Below are 15120 nucleotides of genomic sequence, written 5' to 3' on the forward strand. Positions count from 1 at the left end.
GCGGACGCAGCTCATGCTTGTTCGCGCCATGACACTCCGTCAACGGTCCGGACGGGACTGGTTTCCCGCCCGGACCGCTACGGCTGCTCAGCCGCCCGGCGCCGCCAACTTGCTGATCCGTACGGCCCCTGGGACTTCGCCCGGGTGGGCGCTGGTCAGCGTGAGCCGCAGACGGGAGCCGCGCGCCGCGTCGAAGGTGAGGACCGTCGGCGCGTCCGAGGCGGTGGCCCAGTCGACGGCCGCTCCGGTGACGGGCACATACCGGTGGCCGTCCCAAAGGGCCGCCTCGACGGACGCGGGCAGGCTGTGCGTCGCGTCAACAGTGAAGGAGATCTCCACCCGGTCGAAGCTCCGGGCCCGCCCGAAGTCCACCGAGACCCAGTCCGCTTTCCGTGCACCGTTGAAGGCGGGCAGCAGGGCCGTGGCCGACTTGGCGAAGGCGTTGGACCAGCCGGTGGCCGCATCGCCGTCGAGCATCGCGGCGGGCAGGGTGTCCGGGCGCCCGGAGTAACTGGCGTCCGCGTACGGGTAGTTCGGGGGCGCCGGGAGGTCCGGTGCGAACGCGGCCGCCGGGGTGGTCGCGACCGACCGGGCGGGCGTGGTGCGCACGGTCGCCGTGCCCGTCCGCAGGCCCTCGGCGCGCGCAGTCACCTTCAGGGTGCCGGCCTTTGTGCCGGAGCGTACGACGGCAAGGGCCTTGCCGTGGAAGGCGGTACGGGTGGTGGCCTGGTAGCGCTCGGCGCTCTCCTCCCGGCCGTTGTCGAGCCCCGCGAGGGATCCGCCCGTCACGTCGAAGGTGATCAGGTGCTCGGCGTCGGGCACCACCACACCATGGGCGTCGACGACGTCCGCGGTCACGAAGGCCAGCGAACGCCCGTCCGCGGCCAGGGACTTGCGGTCGGCGGTGAGCCGTACGGCATGCGGCTCGCCCGCCGTACGCAGCACATCGGTGGCGACCACCTTGCCGTCGCTGCGGGCCACCGCCTTCAACTCGCCCGGCTGGAAGGGCACTTTCCAGATCAGGTGGAGCTTGCCCGCGCTGCCGTTCGGGCTGGTGTAACTGCCGGGGTAGGAGCCGGTGGTGACGGTCTTGTCGTCGCCGGTGGCCTCCGTGGTCTCCAGATACGTACGCCCGTCCGTGGTCTTCTTCGTGTCGAAGGTGCGCGTGCCGAGGGACTTTCCGTTGAGGAACAGCTCGACGGTGTCGACGTTGGAGTACGCCCACACCTCGACCGTGTCGCCCTCCTCATGGTTCCAGCTCATGGGCAGCAGATGGACCATGGGCTCGCTGATCCACTGGCTCTGGAACAGGTAGTACATGTCCTTGGGGAATCCGGCCGTGTCGACCGCGCCGAAGAAGGACGCCTTCACCGGGAAGACGTCGTACGGGGTCGGTTCGCCGATGTAGTCGATGCCGGACCAGAGGAACTGCCCGGCGAACCACCTGCGGTCCCGGTCCTTCTTGTGGCCGTACTCACCGCTCATGGTCCAGGAGGCAAGGTTGTTGTCGTAGGAGGAAACCTCGCGCCTGCCGGGCGTCTGGTTCTCGCCGGTGTTGAGGTGCTCGGGCTCCTGGTACGAGCCGCGGGTCGAGGTCTCCGACGACGACTCGGACTCGAAGAGGAACAGCTTGGGGTATTTGGCGTGCAGTGCGTCCACCGACTTGGCGGTGTTGTAGTTGAGACCGAGGCCGTCCAGCTTGGCCAGCATGAGGTCGGCCGCGGAGCCGGTGGCGGGCACCGAGTGGTACTTGTTCGAGCCGATGACGACCGGCCGGGTGTCGTCCGCCGCCTTGATGGCAGCGATGATCCGGTCCGCCATGGCCAGCCCGGCGGTGGAGGTGGAGTCGGGGATCTCGTTGCCGATGGACCACAGGACGACGGCGGGCGAGTTGCGGGCCGCGAGGACCATCTCGGTGGCGTCCTTCTCGCACCACTCGTCGAAGAAGCGGCCGTAGTCGTACTTCGTCTTGCCGGTCCGCCAGCAGTCGAAGGCCTCCACCATCATGACGATGCCCAGCTCCTCGCAGACCTCGATGATCTGCGGCGAGGGCGGGTTGTGGGAGGTGCGGAAGGCGTTGACGCCCATGGACTTCATGATGGTCATCTGCCGGCGCACCGCGTCGATGCTGATCGCGGCACCGAGCGCGCCCTGGTCGTGGTGCAGGTCGACGCCCTTGATCTTGGTGTGGGCGCCGTTGAGGTGGAAGCCCTCGTCGGGGTCGAAGCGGTAGGTGCGGATGCCGAAGGTGGTGCGGTAGGTGTCGACCGTCCTGCCGCCGACGCTCAGTTCGGACTCAAGGGTGTAGCGGTGCGGGGCCGCCAGATCCCACAACTTGGGCCTGGGAACGGTGAGTTCGTGGGTTTCGGCCGTCTTGTCGGTGACAGCGACCGTGGTGGCCGTGCGGGCCACCGCACGTCCGTCGGAATCCTTGACCGTCGAGCGGATCTCGACCTGGCTCGCGGCGCCGGACTCGTTCACCACCGAGGTCCGTACGCGTACGACGGCCCGCTCGTCGGAGATGTCCGGTGTGGTGACATAGGTGCCCCAGCGTTCGACGTGCACCGGTTCGGTGACGACCAGGCGGGCCTCGCGGTAGATGCCGCTGCCCGAGTACCAGCGACTGCTGGGCAGCTGGTTCTGCACCTTGACGGCGATCACGTTCTCGGTGCTGCCGTCGGTGTGCAGCAGGTCGGTGAGGTCCAGGGCGAAGCCGGTGTAGCCGTAGGGGTGCCGGCCGGCCTGGGTGCCGTTGCAGTAGACGTAGGAGTCCATGTAGACGCCGTCGAACTCCACCGAGATCCGCTTGCCGGCGAAGTCGGGCGGCAGGGTGAAGGCGAGGCGGTACCAGCCGAGGCCGCCGGGGAAGAAGCCGGTGCCGCTGGTGGTGCCGTGCTCGGTGGTCGGGGTCTGCTCGATGCTCCAGTCGTGCGGGACCGCGACCTCGCGCCAGGCCGAGTCGTCGTAGCCGGGGTCGGCGGCCTGTGCGTAGGCGCCGGTCGGGTCGGTGATCCCGCCCGGGTTGACCAGCGCGAAGCGCCAGCCGTCGCGCAGGGCGACGCTGCGGCGGCCGGATCCGCCCGCGGCGGCCTCGGCGGCGCGGGCCACCGGGGTGCCGAGAAGCGCCCCGGCCGCGGGCGCTGCGGTGGTGGCGATCAGGACCGATCTTCGAGTCACTGTCATGGCGGCTCCCCCTCGTCAGGGCCCAGAAGTACTCACAACTGATCGTGAACAAACAGATTCTGACGCGGCGCCACACCGGGCCGTCAAGGGTGCGGGAGTGCCCATCTGCCCCACGGGTCACAACGGCCTGATTTCCCCCTTGACCGGGCCTGCGCGCGCCCGAGGGGGTTCGAGTCCGTGCGGGTCGCCGACGGACTAGGCTTGGAACTCAAGTGACCCGGCGGTTCACTGTGAGTGTTCGCGATGGAGTGGCGACGATGAGCCCGGAGTATCCGTTCGACGATGCCGCGACGGCGCGGGCCGTCCTCGATGAATCCGGCACGCTTGTCGAGTGGAACGCCGGTGCGGAGCGGCTGCTGGGCTGGCCGGCCGCCGACGTCGTGGGCCGGCCGGCCGGGAATCTGCTGGCCGGCCAGGGGGCCGCGGTGCCCGCGGGGTCCCGCTGGGCCGACACCGTCGCGCTGCGGCACCGGGACGGCCGCGAGGTGTCCGTGTGGCTGCTCGCCCACCATCGGCGGGCACAGGACGGCGCTCCCGGCGGCTGGCTCGTCGTCACTCCGCTGGAGATCGGCGGCTCGGCCTCCCCCGACGACCCGCTGGCCACGGCCGCGCTCATCCAGTCCCCGTGTGCCGTCGCCGTGTACGACGAGCGGCTGCGGCTGCGCCGGGTCAACGACGCGATGGCCGACGTGATCGGGCTGCCCGAGGACCGCATCCAGGGACTGCGGCTGTCCGAGATCGGCGGCAGGGCCGAGAGCGAGGAGCTCGAGAGCCATCTGCTGCGGGTGCTCACGACCGGGCGGGCACAGGACATCCAGACGTACATGCGGACCGGCGGCGAGGACCGTGCGCACGCCTGGCTCGCCCGGATGGCCCCGGTCACGGACACACAGGGGCGGATTCGGGGAGTGTGCCTGGCCGCGCACGACTTCACCGACAACTACCTCGCCCGGGAGCGGCTGCAGCTGGTCAACGAGGCGAGCGTGCGCATCGGCTCCACCCTGGACGTCACACGTACGGCGCAGGAGCTGGCGGACGTGTGTGTGCCTGCGCTGGCCGACTTCGTCAGCGTCGACCTGCTCGATCCTGCGGAGCACGGCGGCGAGCCGGCAGAGGCCCCGACCGCACCGGTCAAACTGCGCCGGGCCGCCCACCAGTCGATCAATCCCGGCAGCCCGGAGGCCGTGGTCAAACCGGGGCAGCTCGACACCTACCCGGAGACCTCCCCGCAGGCCGCCTCACTGATCGCGGGCCGCACGGTGGTCGCCTCGGTGCCGTCCGTCGATCTCGAGGAGTGGCTCTCCTGGGATGCGCGGCGCGTGCAGCGGGTCAAGGAGTACGGCATCCACTCCACGATGTCCGTCCCGCTGCAGGCCCGGGGGACGACGCTCGGGGTCGTGGTGTGCACGCGCTTCAGACGCCCGGACCCGTTCTCCGCGGACGACGCGCTGCTGGCCGAGGAGGTCTCCGCCCGGGCCGCCGTCTGCATCGACAACGCCCGCCGCTTCTCCCGCGAGCGGGAGACCGCCCTCGCCCTGCAGCGCAGTCTGCTGCCCCGCTCGCTGCCGCGCACCGCCGCCGTGGACGCCGCCTCGCGCTATCTGCCCGCGGCCCGGGCGGACGTGGGCGGCGACTGGTTCGACGTGATCCCGCTCTCCGGGATGCGGGTCGCCATGGTCGTCGGGGACGTCGTCGGGCACGGCATCCAGGCCTCGGCCACCATGGGCCGGCTGCGCACCGCCGTGCGCACCCTCGCCGACATAGACCTGGCCCCCGACGAGTTGCTGACCCACCTCGACGACCTGGTCGTCCGGCTGTCCGCGGAGGCCGGCAGCGACGGCAGCCCCGGCGAGGTCGGCGCCACCTGTCTGTACGCGGTGTACGACCCGGTGTCGCGGCGCTGCACGCTGGCCCGGGCCGGGCATCCGCCGCCGGTCGTGCTCCCGCCGGGCGGTGCACCGCAGCAGGTCGACCTGCCGGCCGGGCCGCCGCTGGGCCTCGGCGGGCTGCCGTTCGAGTCGGCCGAGCTCGAACTGCGCGAGGGCAGTGTGCTGTCGTTCTACACGGACGGGCTGATCGAGACCCGCGAGCGGGACGTGGACGCCAGTCACCAGCTGCTGTGCGAGGCCCTCGCGACGTACGCGGACTCGCTGGACGAGACCTGCGACCGGGTGCTGCACGCCCTGCTGCCGCCCGGCGGCGCCGCCGACGACGTGGCCCTGCTGCTGGCCCGCACCCTGGGGCTGCCCGCGTCCCAGGTCGCCACCTGGCACATTCCCGCCGACCCGGCGCTCGTCTCCCCCATCCGCAAGCAGGTCGTCGAGCAGTTGGACACATGGGGGCTGCAGGAGGCGGCGTTCACCGCCGAGCTGGTGGTGAGCGAGCTCGTCACCAACGCGATCCGGTACGGCGCGCACCCCATCCGGCTGCGTCTGATCCACGACGAGGCCACGCTGATCTGCGAGGTGTCGGACACCAGCCACACGGCTCCGCACCTGCGGCGCGCGAAGACGTGGGACGAGGGCGGGCGCGGTCTTCTCCTGGTCGCGCAGCTCACCCAGCGCTGGGGTAGCCGGCACACGGCGGACGGGAAGACGATCTGGGCGGAGATCGGGCTGCTCGACGAGTAACGCTCCGCGGGCTGTTCGGTGAGGGTCGTCTTTTGTCTCCGGGCTCGTCGTGGCTGGTCGCGCAGTTCCCCGCGCCCCTTTAGGGCGCTTCCGTCAGCCAGGGTCTGACCTGTTTGCGGGCCTCGTGCAGGCGGGACTTGAAGGTGCCGAGTGGGATGCCGGCTCGTTCGGCCGCCTCGGCGTAGTCGAGCTGGCAGATGTCGCGGTACACCAGCGGCTCGACGAGCTGCGGGTGCTCGCGCTCCAGGCGGTCCAGTGCCTCCAGCAGGTCGAGGCGGGAGCCGGCGATGACGCTCGTGGTGCGCGGGTCGACGTGCCGTTCCGCCTCGATCGGGGCCGCCTGTTCGGCCGAGCGCCGCTTCAGTTCGCGGTACTTCTGGCGGCAGCAGTTGGCGACGACCGTGTAGAGCCAGGTGCTGAAGCGGCTGCGGCCCTGGAAGGTGGAGATCTTCCGGGCGACCTGGAGCAGGACGTCCTGCGCGGCCTCCTCGGCGTCCTCGCGGCAGGGCAGGAACCGGCCGCAGCGCCGGACGACCTCGGGCCGGATCACCTGGAGCAGGTCCTCCAGCGCCGCCGGGTCACCGGCCGCGGCGCTGCGGGCCAGGTCCTCGGTCGGTGCGACCTGGGGCTCTCCTCGGAAACGATCCACGGCCAGGCATGATAGTCGTATGCACTCCGTCGAGCGGATCGGCCGCTACCGTCTCGAACGGCGCCTGGGCACGGGCGCGTTCGGCACGGTCTGGCTGGCCCACGACGACGAGCTCGACGCGCCGGTGGCGGTCAAGGTCCTCGCCGACAACTGGTCCCACCGGCTCGATGTCCGGGAGCGGTTCCTGGCCGAGGCGCGGATGCTGCGCCGGGCGGGTTCGGACCGGGTGGTGCAGGTCTACGACATCGGTGAACTCCCGGACGGCAGGCCGTACTTCGTGATGGAGTACGCCGACGGCGGCACCCTCGCCGACCTGGTGGCCGATGGTCCGCTGCCGGTGTCCGAGGCGCTGCGGCTGACGGCGCTGTCCGCCCGCGGAGCGGCAGCGCTGCACACGGCGGGGATCGTGCACCGGGACATCAAGCCGAGCAATGTGCTGCTGTGCTCCTCCCCCGAGGGCGTGTCGCGGGTGCTGCTCGCCGACCTCGGGCTGGCCAAGAGCCTGGCGCAGGCGTCCGGGCTGACTCAGGCCGCCGGTTCGGCGGGGTACCGGCCGCCCGAGCAGGCCGAGCCGGGCGCGGGCATCGACGCCCGGGCCGATGTGTACAGCCTGGGCGCGGTCGCCTACCACCTGGTCACCGGCACGGTTCCGGGTGAGCCCGGCAAGGTCGTACGGCCCGACCGGCTGCGTCCGGATCTGGCTCCCGCGGTGCGGCGGGCCCTGCTGCGGGCGCTGGCACCGGACCGCAGGCGCCGCTGGCCCGATGCCGAGTCCTTCGCCCAGGAGCTGGAACGGCTCGCGGCGTCCGGTCACCGGCCCCGAAGACGCCGGACGGCGGCCCTCACCCTGACGGGTGCCGTGGCCGTGGTCGCGGCCGTCGGTGTGACGCTGGCGCTGGTGGACCGGCAGTCCCCGGCCACGGAGGTGCGGGTCACGGACCGGACCGGCAGCGTCATTGCCGAGGTCCCCCGCGGCTGGGACCGCCAGCTGCGCGATTCCGGGTGGGATCCGCGGGCGCTCGGCCTGCCTTCCGGGCCCGAGCCGGGATTCGCCGTCGCGGACCACCTGACCCGGTGGCAGGATCTGACGGCCGATGTGAACGGCGTGCTGGTGGGCCGGAGCAGGCACGGCGACCTCACGGCCGCGGTGAACGCCCTCACCCATCCCGGCTGCCACTACGACGGCGGCCGTGTCTACACCGGCACCGTGTGGCACGGCAGGGTGCGTGCCTGGGGCGACTGCCCGGGCGGCGGGTCGGTCACGGAGGCCGCGCTCGCCCCGGCGGGCGGGAGCGCGCAGACTCGGGTGTACGTGCAGATCCGCCAGGGCGGCCGAGCCTCGGCGACCGACCGCATCCTCGCCTCCGTACGCATCGGGAGCTGACGCAGAACACTTGGGCCGCGCGCGAACTTTTTCGTCCAGCCGCGCATCGGACCTGCATGACGGGGCACAGAGCCGCCGTACGCACACGCCAGGACGTGTGCGAGGAATCTCCGGGAGTGTTGAGGCACATGGCGATGAAGTCCCCCTCCGTCCACCGGGCGGCCCTGCTCGCGAGTGCGGTCGCGGTGCTGGGGCTGCTGACGGCCTGCGGCAGCAGCGGCAACAGCGGCACGGCGAGCACGCAGACACTGCCCGGTACGGCCGCGCCCGCCACCGGGGGCCACAGCACCGATTCGGCGAGTGCGCCCGCATCCGCCTCCACGTCGGGCACCGCTCCCGGCGGGGCCACCGTGACCACGTCCCCGGCGAAGTCCACGCCCGCCGGCGCGACCGGGAGCCGTTGTCATACCTCGGAGCTGCGGGCGACCGTCGGCCGGAACAACCCGGGTGCGGGGCAGGAGAACTTCCCGATCGTCCTGACCAATGCGTCCTCCCGCACCTGCACGGTGCGGGGCTACCCGGGTGCCGCGTTCGTGGACGCGTCGGGCAGGCAGCTGGGTCCGGACCCGAAGCGCTCCTCGGGCACTCCCACGACGGTGACGCTGGCGCCGGGCAGGAGCGCCTGGGCAGGGCTGACGTTCTCCAATCCGGAAGTCAGCGGCGCCCATACGGCCACCCCGGCATCGGTGTTGGTGACGCCGCCGGACGAGCGGGACCATCTCACGGTGACGTGGCAGGGCGGTCAGGTCCCCGTGTCCGGCAACGCGTCCTCGGTGTGGCTGACGGTGTTCAGCCCCGGAACCGGAGCCTGAGCGGGCAGGGGCCCCTCGGGTCTGTCGCCGCGGCCTGCTTTCATTGAAGGTCCGCGTTGATCCGCCCTGAAGGACCCTGCCCTGAACACCCCGCTCGCCGAAACACTGTCCGTCGCCCTGCTCGTCGCGGTCCTCGCATGGGCCGTGCTGCGCCCGAAGGGCCTGCCGGAGGCCGTGCTGGCGGTCCCGGCCGCGGGGATCGTGATCGCCACCGGCGCGATCTCGCTCGACCACGCCCGGGAAGAGGCCGCCCGGCTCGGGCCCGTCGTCGGCTTCCTCGCCGCGGTACTCGTGCTGGCCCACTTCTGTGACGTGGAGGGGCTCTTCCAGGCATGCGGAGCGTGGATGGCGCGGCGGGCGGCGGGGTCACCCGGGCGGCTGCTGGCCGCGGTCTTCGTGCTGGCCTCGGCGATCACGGCCGTACTCAGCCTGGACGCCACCGTGGTGCTGCTGACTCCGGTGGTGCTGGCGACCGCCGCCCGGGCCGGCGTGCGGCCCGGGCCGCATCTCTACGCGTGCGCCCATCTGTCGAACACGGCCTCGCTGCTCCTGCCGGTCTCCAACCTCACCAACCTGCTGGCGTTCGAGGCGAGCGGGCTGAGCTTCACCCGGTTCGCGGCGCTGATGGCGCTGCCGTGGCTGGTTGCGATCGGCGCCGAGTACCTGGTCTTCCGGCGCTTCTTCGACGACGACCTGACCGCGTCGGTCCACTCCCCCGAGCCAGGCGAGACGCCCGGGCTGCCCCTGTTCGCGCTGGTCATCGTGGGGTGCACGCTGGGCGGATTCGTCGTGGCCTCGGCGGCCGGTGTCGACCCGGCGTGGGTGGCGGCAGCGGGTGCGCTGGTGCTGGCCGGCCGTGCGCTGCTGCGGCGGAGGGCCACCCCGCTGTCGGTGGTGCGGGCCGCGTCCCCGGCGTTCCTGGCGTTCGTTCTCGCGCTCGGCATCGTGGTGCGGGCGGTCGTCGACAACGGGCTCGCCGACGCACTCGGCCGGGTGCTGCCCGACGGCTCGGGGCTGCCCGCGCTGCTGGGCATCGCCGTGCTGGCCGCCGTACTGGCGAACCTGATCAACAACCTGCCCGCGGTGCTGGTCCTGCTGCCGCTGACCGCCGCGTCCGGGCCCGGTGCGGTGCTTGCGGTGCTGCTCGGGGTGAACATCGGCCCGAACCTGACGTACGCGGGATCGCTGGCGACGCTGCTGTGGCGGCGCATCGTGCACCGCCACGGCCAGGACGTGCGGCTCGGCGAGTTCACCCGGCTCGGCCTGCTCGCCACCCCGGCCGCGCTCGTCCCGGCCACGGCGGCGCTGTGGCTGTCGCTGCAGGCCGTCGGCTGAAGGCTCCGCTGGAGGTGCCGCGATGTGCCGTCGGCCGTGTGCAGCGCCATCGTGGCTGGTCGCGCAGTTCCCCGCGCCCCTTCATTGCCGAACCCGCTTCGGGCCTGACGGTCAGCGGCGGCCGCCACCGCCGTATCCGGAGCCGTTGCCGTACCCGGAGCCCGAGCCGTAGCCGCCCCATCCGCAGTAGGACGGGTTGTAGTAGCAGTAGGGGTTCGTGGGGTAGGCGCTCGTCGGCGTCGGCTGGGCGGTCGTCGGAGTCGCGGACGGCGTCGGCGTGGGGCTCGGTGTCTGCGAGGCCTTGGGGGTGGGCTTCGGCGAGGGGGACGGGCTGTTCTCGGCGTCCCAGTTGACCACCTGCATCTGGAGGTCGGCCTTGGACGTGTCGAACACCCAGCGCTGGGCGGCGCCGTCGTCGCGGGTCTTGACGACCAGCGCGCCCGACCCGTCGGTGGCGGCGGGGGTCAGGGCCAGGTCCTGGTTCCAGCGCGGCACCAGGGTGCCCTGCAGGGTGTAGTCGTAACGGATGTTCCTGGCACCCGGCTCGTCCATGCCCGTGCACGGGGTGAGCTGTACCGAGTAGCCGAGGTGGGAGTCCAGGCACAGGTCGGGGTCCGCGACGCTGCGCAGCCGGCCGTCGGTCTCGTACGACCACTGCTGGACGGATGCCGAGGAGCAGTCGGCGAGTTCGGTCTCGGCTCCCTTGACGGCCTTCTTGCCGACGACGGCGACGCACAGCCCGGAGTCGACGTTGTGGAGTTTGCCGCTCAGGGTGCCCTGGGAGCCCGTTCCGGTGCTGACCCAGGACGGGCCCGCGGACGGTGTGCCCGTTCCGCTGCCGGGTGTCTCGGAGGGGTGGTCGCCGCCGGCCGTGGTGGTCCCGTCGCCGGAGCCGAGGACGGACCACAGGACCAGCGGGGCGACGATCAGCCCGCTCACCGTCAGGACGGCCGCGGCGAGGTTGCGACGGCGGGCGGCGGCGTGCCGGGCGGCCTTGTGGGCGGCGCGGCGGGCGGCGGAGCGACCGCCCGGGCGGGGCGCTCCGGGAGCGCGATGGGCGGGAGCGAAGGGCTCGCCCGGCAGCGGCGGGGTCGGGACCTCCGGGGGCAGGGCGCCGGACTCCTCGGCGAACGCGGCCATCCGGGACTGCACGTAGGCCTGCGCGCCCCAGCCGAGCACCGCCTCGGCCAGCGCGAGGCCGAGGCCCTGGTTGAACTGTGCCAACTGGTCGGCGGTGTGGCGGCAGTGTCTGCAGCGGGCGAGGTGGGCGCCCAGGTCGGGGTCGACGTCGACTCCGCCGCGCCGGTAGGTCACGTCGAGCATGCGCAGATAGCGCCGGCACTCCTGCTCGGGGGCGAGTTCGCGGTGGACCTGGAGGCACTCCTCGCGCAGCCGTTCGCGGGCCCGCTCCAGTTCGACGCGTGCGTCCTGCTCCTCGATGCCGAGCAGGCCGGCGGGTATCTCCAGCGGTTCGGCCTCGACCTCCACGTGCCACAGCAGACAGCGGGCCGACTGGGGCAGCCGCTGGAAGGCCCCGGACAGCAGGCGCCGGCCGGCCGGCGGGAGCAGCCGGGCCGCGACGCGGTCACCGCCCTCGGAGCACAGCTCGGGGTGGAGGTGTTCCCGTCTGTGGTCGTTGTCCCACTCTGCGGCGATACGGCGCACGGTGACGAGGAGTTGGGGCCGCCAGGCGGAGGTCGGCCCGTTCTGCCGCAGGGTTTCGCCGAAGAGCCTCGTGAAGGCGGCGGTCGTGAGCATGCCCGCCGAAGGAGCGCCGTCGGTGCACAGCCGGGCATAGGCGAACGCCGCTTCCCAGTGCCGGTCGAGGAGTTCGCCGACGGGCTGCAGCGCGGGCGTCGTCCCGGTCCACTTCTTCAGCTCGGCGCTCAGTTGTTCGTCCGTCACGAAGAACCGGCGATCGGGCGTGGGGGAATTCGACAGGCCCGCGTCTTTCACGGCTGCATTCCTCTCGGGGGCATGCGTCATAAAGTCCATACCAACGGGTATGGGTACAGGATTCGGCAGCTCCAACGCCCGCCCGGGGAAGCTCTTTTGAAGCGTGGGTCGAACGGGAGCGACCTCGTGCACACAGCGGGAAAATGTATTGTCCGTGCGCCGACAGGCACACCTTTGCACAGGTCAGGGACGCCTAACAAGAGATCCAGCGGTTTTCTGCTTTGCCTGCCCGGCGACGGGATTTGACTGAACGTCAATCCTGTCCGGTCGGTAATTGGGAAGGGGATTCAGTTGGTCGGCGCACAGACTCCCCCTACAACCATTGAGCAGGCGTTCCGCCGCACATCCGAGGGGGCTGACGGAGTGCTTCGGCTCATGTCCCAACCATTGAGCCGCCCGTCCGGTAAGCGCCGGGCGGCACCCCGTAACGAGCGCGGAAGACCCGGCTGAAGTGGAAGGGGCTGGCGAATCCCGAGGCTGCCGCCACCCGGTCCACGGACAGGTCGGTGCTCTCCAGGAGCCGGGCGGCGTGCCGCAGTCGGGCCTCGCGCAGCGCCCGCATCGGGGACTGGCCGAGTTGCCGGGTGAACAGGTGGGCGAACCGGGAGGGCGACAGGGCGACGCTTTCCGCGAGGGAGCGCACAGTGTGCGGGGCGCCCGGGTCGGCGGCGATCAGCGCCTCGGCGCGGCGCACCCGGACGTCGGTACCGGGCGGCGGCGACGGAGTGCGCGCGGTGGCGGCCGTGAGCAGCACGATCTCCTCCAGCGAGGACAGGGCCAGCTCCCGGGCCGGGGTGCCGTGCGCCACGGCAACCCTGTCCTCCGGCGCAGCGGCAGGCGGTGGCTCGGCGCCCGTCCAGCGGGCGTCGGCGAGCATGCGGCGGAAGGCCGACCCGACCCGGTCGTGCAGGGCGGCCGGGGTCGGTGTGACGACGAACAGTCCGTTGCCCATGTCGTACGGACGCAGCCACGGCGACCAGGACGGGCGTGCCTGGCAGTGCACCCACCAGAACTGCCAGCGCGGGGCGCCCGGTCCGACCGCGTACTCGTGCCGGACGCCCGGGGCGAGCACCACCAGGTCCCCGGCGCCGGCCCGCGCCTCGGCCGCACCCTGGCGCAGTCGGCCCTGCCCGCCCGTCGTCCAGGTGAACAGCCAACTGTCCGCGCCGCGCGGCCGGTTGACGCCGTACCCCGGCAGCTGGTCGTAGCGGCCGACCACGACCAGGCCCGGCGGTGGCGCGGGATCGCCGGGCGCAGCAGTCCCGGGCAATCCGTCAGCGTTCACGGGCATCCTCCTGAAGTGCACGGCGACCTAGCGTGATGTGCCGAGGACACCGGACCGAGGGAGCGGACAGATGACAGCCATGGGAATGGGCGCCGCCGGCGCTTCCATCCTGACCCAGGAGGGGCTGAGGCGGTTCCAGGAGGACGGCTTCACTGTCGTACGCGGACTTTTCGGGTACGACGAGATCGACCGGCTCTGCGCCGAGTTCGCGGCGCTGCACTCGGCCGGGCCGGTGCCCGGACATTTCGAGCCGCGCGCGTCCGGGGATCCGCTGGCGGCGTACCCGAGGGTGATGCACCCGCACGAGATCAGCGAGGCGGCGCTCGGCGTCCTGCTCGACGCCCGGCTGCGCACGGCGCTTCAGGCGCTGCTCGGCGAGGAGGTGCTGGCCGCCCAGAGCATGTTCTACTTCAAGCCGCCGGGCGCGCGGGGGCAGGCGTTGCACCAGGACAACTTCTATCTGCGGGTGGAGCCGGGCACCTGTGTGGCGGCATGGGTGGCCTGCGATGTGATCGACCGGGACAACGGCGGTCTGGAGGTCGTCCCCGGTACGCACCGGATGGACCTGTTCTGCCCCGAGGAGGCGGACGCCGAGGTGTCGTTCGCGCGGGAGTACGTTCCCCCGCCACCGGGCCTTGCGGCCGTGCCGGTCGACATGGCTCCGGGCGACGTCCTGTTCTTCAACGGCAGCCTGGTGCACGGCTCGGGGCCCAACGGGACCACCGACCGGTTCCGCCGGTCGTTCATCGGCCACTACGTGGGGCGCTCGGCGGAGCGTATCGGGCACTTCTACCGCACGCTGTCGATGGACGGCGAGCGGGTGGTGCTTGCGGAGAGCGAGGGCGCGGGCCCGTGCGGCACGGAGTTCGCACCGCACGGGCCGCACTGAGCAGCACCGGTCAGCTGTGGCCGACGACGGGATGCGGGGTGTACGGCTGCTCCAGTTCCTCGATCTCCTTGTCGCTGAGCTCGAGTTCGACGGCGGCCACGGCGTCCTCGATGTGGTGCGGCTTGGCCGCGCCGACGATCGGGGCCGCCACCGTGTCCTGGTGCAGCAGCCAGGCGAGGGCGACCTGGGCGCGCGGGACGGCGCGGTCGTTCGCGATGCGGGTGACGGCCTCGACGATGGTGCGGTCGCCCTCCGGGTAGAGGCGGCTGCCGAAGTTGTCGTTGGAGCTGCGTTCCGTGACGGTGCCCCAGTCCCGGGTGAGCCGGCCGCGGGCGAGCGGGCTCCAGGGCAGGGCGCTGACGCCCTGGTCGGCGCAGAGCGGCAGCATCTCGCGCTCCTCCTCGCGGTAGAGGAGGTTGTAGTGGTTCTGCATGGACACGAACTTGGTCCAGCCGTGCCGCTCGGCGGTGTACTGCATCTTGGAGAACTGCCAGGCGTACATCGAACTCGCCCCGATGTAGCGGACCTTGCCCGCCTTCACCAGGTCGTGCAGGGCCTCCATCGTCTCCTCGACCGGCGTATGCGGGTCGAAACGGTGGATCTGGTACAGGTCGACGTAGTCGGTGCCGAGCCGGCTCAGGCTGTGGTCGATCTCGGTCATGATCGCCTTGCGGGACAGCCCGGCGCCGTTCGGCCCGGGCCGCATCCGGCCGTGCACCTTCGTGGCCAGCACGATGTCGTCGCGGTTCGCGAAGTCGCGCAGTGCCTTGCCGACGATCTCCTCGCTGGTGCCGTCGGAGTAGATGTTCGCCGTGTCGAAGAAGTTGATCCCGGCCTCCAGCGCCTGCCGGATCAGGGGACGCGAGGCCTCCTCGTCGAGGGTCCACTCGTGCACGCCGCGGTCGGGCAGGCCGTAGGTCATACAGCCCAGGCAGACCCGCGAGACGTCCAGACCCGTCGAACCGAGCTTCACGTACTGCATCGTTGCTGCTCCTGC

10 protein-coding genes are annotated in these 15120 nt (G+C 71.8%); 5 read left to right on the forward strand and 5 right to left on the reverse strand.

The features are described 5' to 3' along the window. Positions 1 to 87 precede the first annotated feature (87 nt). Positions 88 to 3183 carry a glycoside hydrolase family 2 TIM barrel-domain containing protein gene (locus P2Q00_RS11020; RefSeq protein ID WP_275771929.1) on the reverse strand — a complete coding sequence of 1032 codons (3096 nt, stop codon included), beginning with the start codon at positions 3181 to 3183 and terminating at the stop codon, positions 88 to 90. A gap of 257 nt (positions 3184 to 3440) precedes the next feature. Between P2Q00_RS11020 and P2Q00_RS11025 the strand changes: the two genes are divergently transcribed. After that, positions 3441 to 5813: a SpoIIE family protein phosphatase gene (locus P2Q00_RS11025; protein WP_275771931.1), complete on the forward strand. Its 2373-nt coding sequence runs from the start codon at positions 3441 to 3443 to the stop codon at positions 5811 to 5813. Positions 5814 to 5892: 79 nt separating this feature from the next. On the opposite strand, the gene P2Q00_RS11030 is transcribed toward P2Q00_RS11025, so the two are convergent. Continuing rightward, a complete protein-coding gene (locus tag P2Q00_RS11030) occupies positions 5893 to 6462 on the reverse strand; it encodes an RNA polymerase sigma factor (RefSeq protein WP_275771932.1) in 570 nt (189 codons plus the stop codon). A 19-nt stretch (positions 6463 to 6481) separates the two neighbouring features. Between P2Q00_RS11030 and P2Q00_RS11035 the strand changes: the two genes are divergently transcribed. The 3 genes from P2Q00_RS11035 to P2Q00_RS11045 all read left to right on the forward strand — a co-directional run bounded on the left by P2Q00_RS11035 (position 6482) and on the right by P2Q00_RS11045 (position 9993). After that, positions 6482 to 7846, forward strand: coding sequence for a serine/threonine-protein kinase (locus P2Q00_RS11035; protein ID WP_275771933.1), 1365 nt, complete (start codon positions 6482 to 6484; stop codon positions 7844 to 7846). A 128-nt stretch (positions 7847 to 7974) separates the two neighbouring features. Beyond that, positions 7975 to 8658 (forward strand): DUF4232 domain-containing protein, encoded by a 684-nt coding sequence (locus P2Q00_RS11040; RefSeq protein ID WP_275771934.1) that lies wholly within the window; start codon positions 7975 to 7977, stop codon positions 8656 to 8658. A gap of 81 nt (positions 8659 to 8739) precedes the next feature. Then, positions 8740 to 9993: an arsenic transporter gene (locus tag P2Q00_RS11045; protein WP_275772699.1), complete on the forward strand. Its 1254-nt coding sequence runs from the start codon at positions 8740 to 8742 to the stop codon at positions 9991 to 9993. Positions 9994 to 10104: 111 nt separating this feature from the next. Here P2Q00_RS11045 and P2Q00_RS11050 read toward each other — a convergent pair whose 3' ends face one another. After that, complete coding sequence (locus P2Q00_RS11050) at positions 10105 to 11949, reverse strand: RICIN domain-containing protein (protein WP_275771936.1); 1845 nt, start codon at positions 11947 to 11949, stop codon at positions 10105 to 10107. A gap of 373 nt (positions 11950 to 12322) precedes the next feature. Further along, positions 12323 to 13240 (reverse strand): helix-turn-helix domain-containing protein, encoded by a 918-nt coding sequence (locus P2Q00_RS11055; protein WP_275771937.1) that lies wholly within the window; start codon positions 13238 to 13240, stop codon positions 12323 to 12325. A 64-nt stretch (positions 13241 to 13304) separates the two neighbouring features. Here P2Q00_RS11055 and P2Q00_RS11060 point away from each other — a divergent pair, with 64 nt between their 5' ends. Beyond that, positions 13305 to 14123, forward strand: coding sequence for a phytanoyl-CoA dioxygenase family protein (locus P2Q00_RS11060; RefSeq protein ID WP_275771939.1), 819 nt, complete (start codon positions 13305 to 13307; stop codon positions 14121 to 14123). Between the two features lie 10 nt (positions 14124 to 14133). On the opposite strand, the gene P2Q00_RS11065 is transcribed toward P2Q00_RS11060, so the two are convergent. Beyond that, positions 14134 to 15105 carry an aldo/keto reductase gene (locus P2Q00_RS11065; RefSeq protein WP_275771940.1) on the reverse strand — a complete coding sequence of 324 codons (972 nt, stop codon included), beginning with the start codon at positions 15103 to 15105 and terminating at the stop codon, positions 14134 to 14136. Positions 15106 to 15120 lie beyond the last annotated feature (15 nt).

It is taken from the genome of Streptomyces coacervatus (assembly GCF_029223485.1).
In the GTDB taxonomy this organism is placed as follows: Bacteria; Actinomycetota; Actinomycetes; order Streptomycetales; family Streptomycetaceae; genus Streptomyces; species Streptomyces coacervatus.

What these genes read in the sequence shown, in the direction of transcription:
- P2Q00_RS11060 (WP_275771939.1), top strand. Translation starts at nt 13,305, where the DNA reads ATGACAGCCATGGGAATGGGCGCCGCCGGCGCTTCCATCCTGACCCAG.
- P2Q00_RS11020 (WP_275771929.1), bottom strand. Translation starts at nt 3,183, where the DNA reads ATGACAGTGACTCGAAGATCGGTCCTGATCGCCACCACCGCAGCGCCC.
- P2Q00_RS11055 (WP_275771937.1), bottom strand. Translation starts at nt 13,240, where the DNA reads ATGCCCGTGAACGCTGACGGATTGCCCGGGACTGCTGCGCCCGGCGAT.
- P2Q00_RS11040 (WP_275771934.1), top strand. Translation starts at nt 7,975, where the DNA reads ATGGCGATGAAGTCCCCCTCCGTCCACCGGGCGGCCCTGCTCGCGAGT.
- P2Q00_RS11035 (WP_275771933.1), top strand. Translation starts at nt 6,482, where the DNA reads ATGCACTCCGTCGAGCGGATCGGCCGCTACCGTCTCGAACGGCGCCTG.
- P2Q00_RS11065 (WP_275771940.1), bottom strand. Translation starts at nt 15,105, where the DNA reads ATGCAGTACGTGAAGCTCGGTTCGACGGGTCTGGACGTCTCGCGGGTC.
- P2Q00_RS11025 (WP_275771931.1), top strand. Translation starts at nt 3,441, where the DNA reads ATGAGCCCGGAGTATCCGTTCGACGATGCCGCGACGGCGCGGGCCGTC.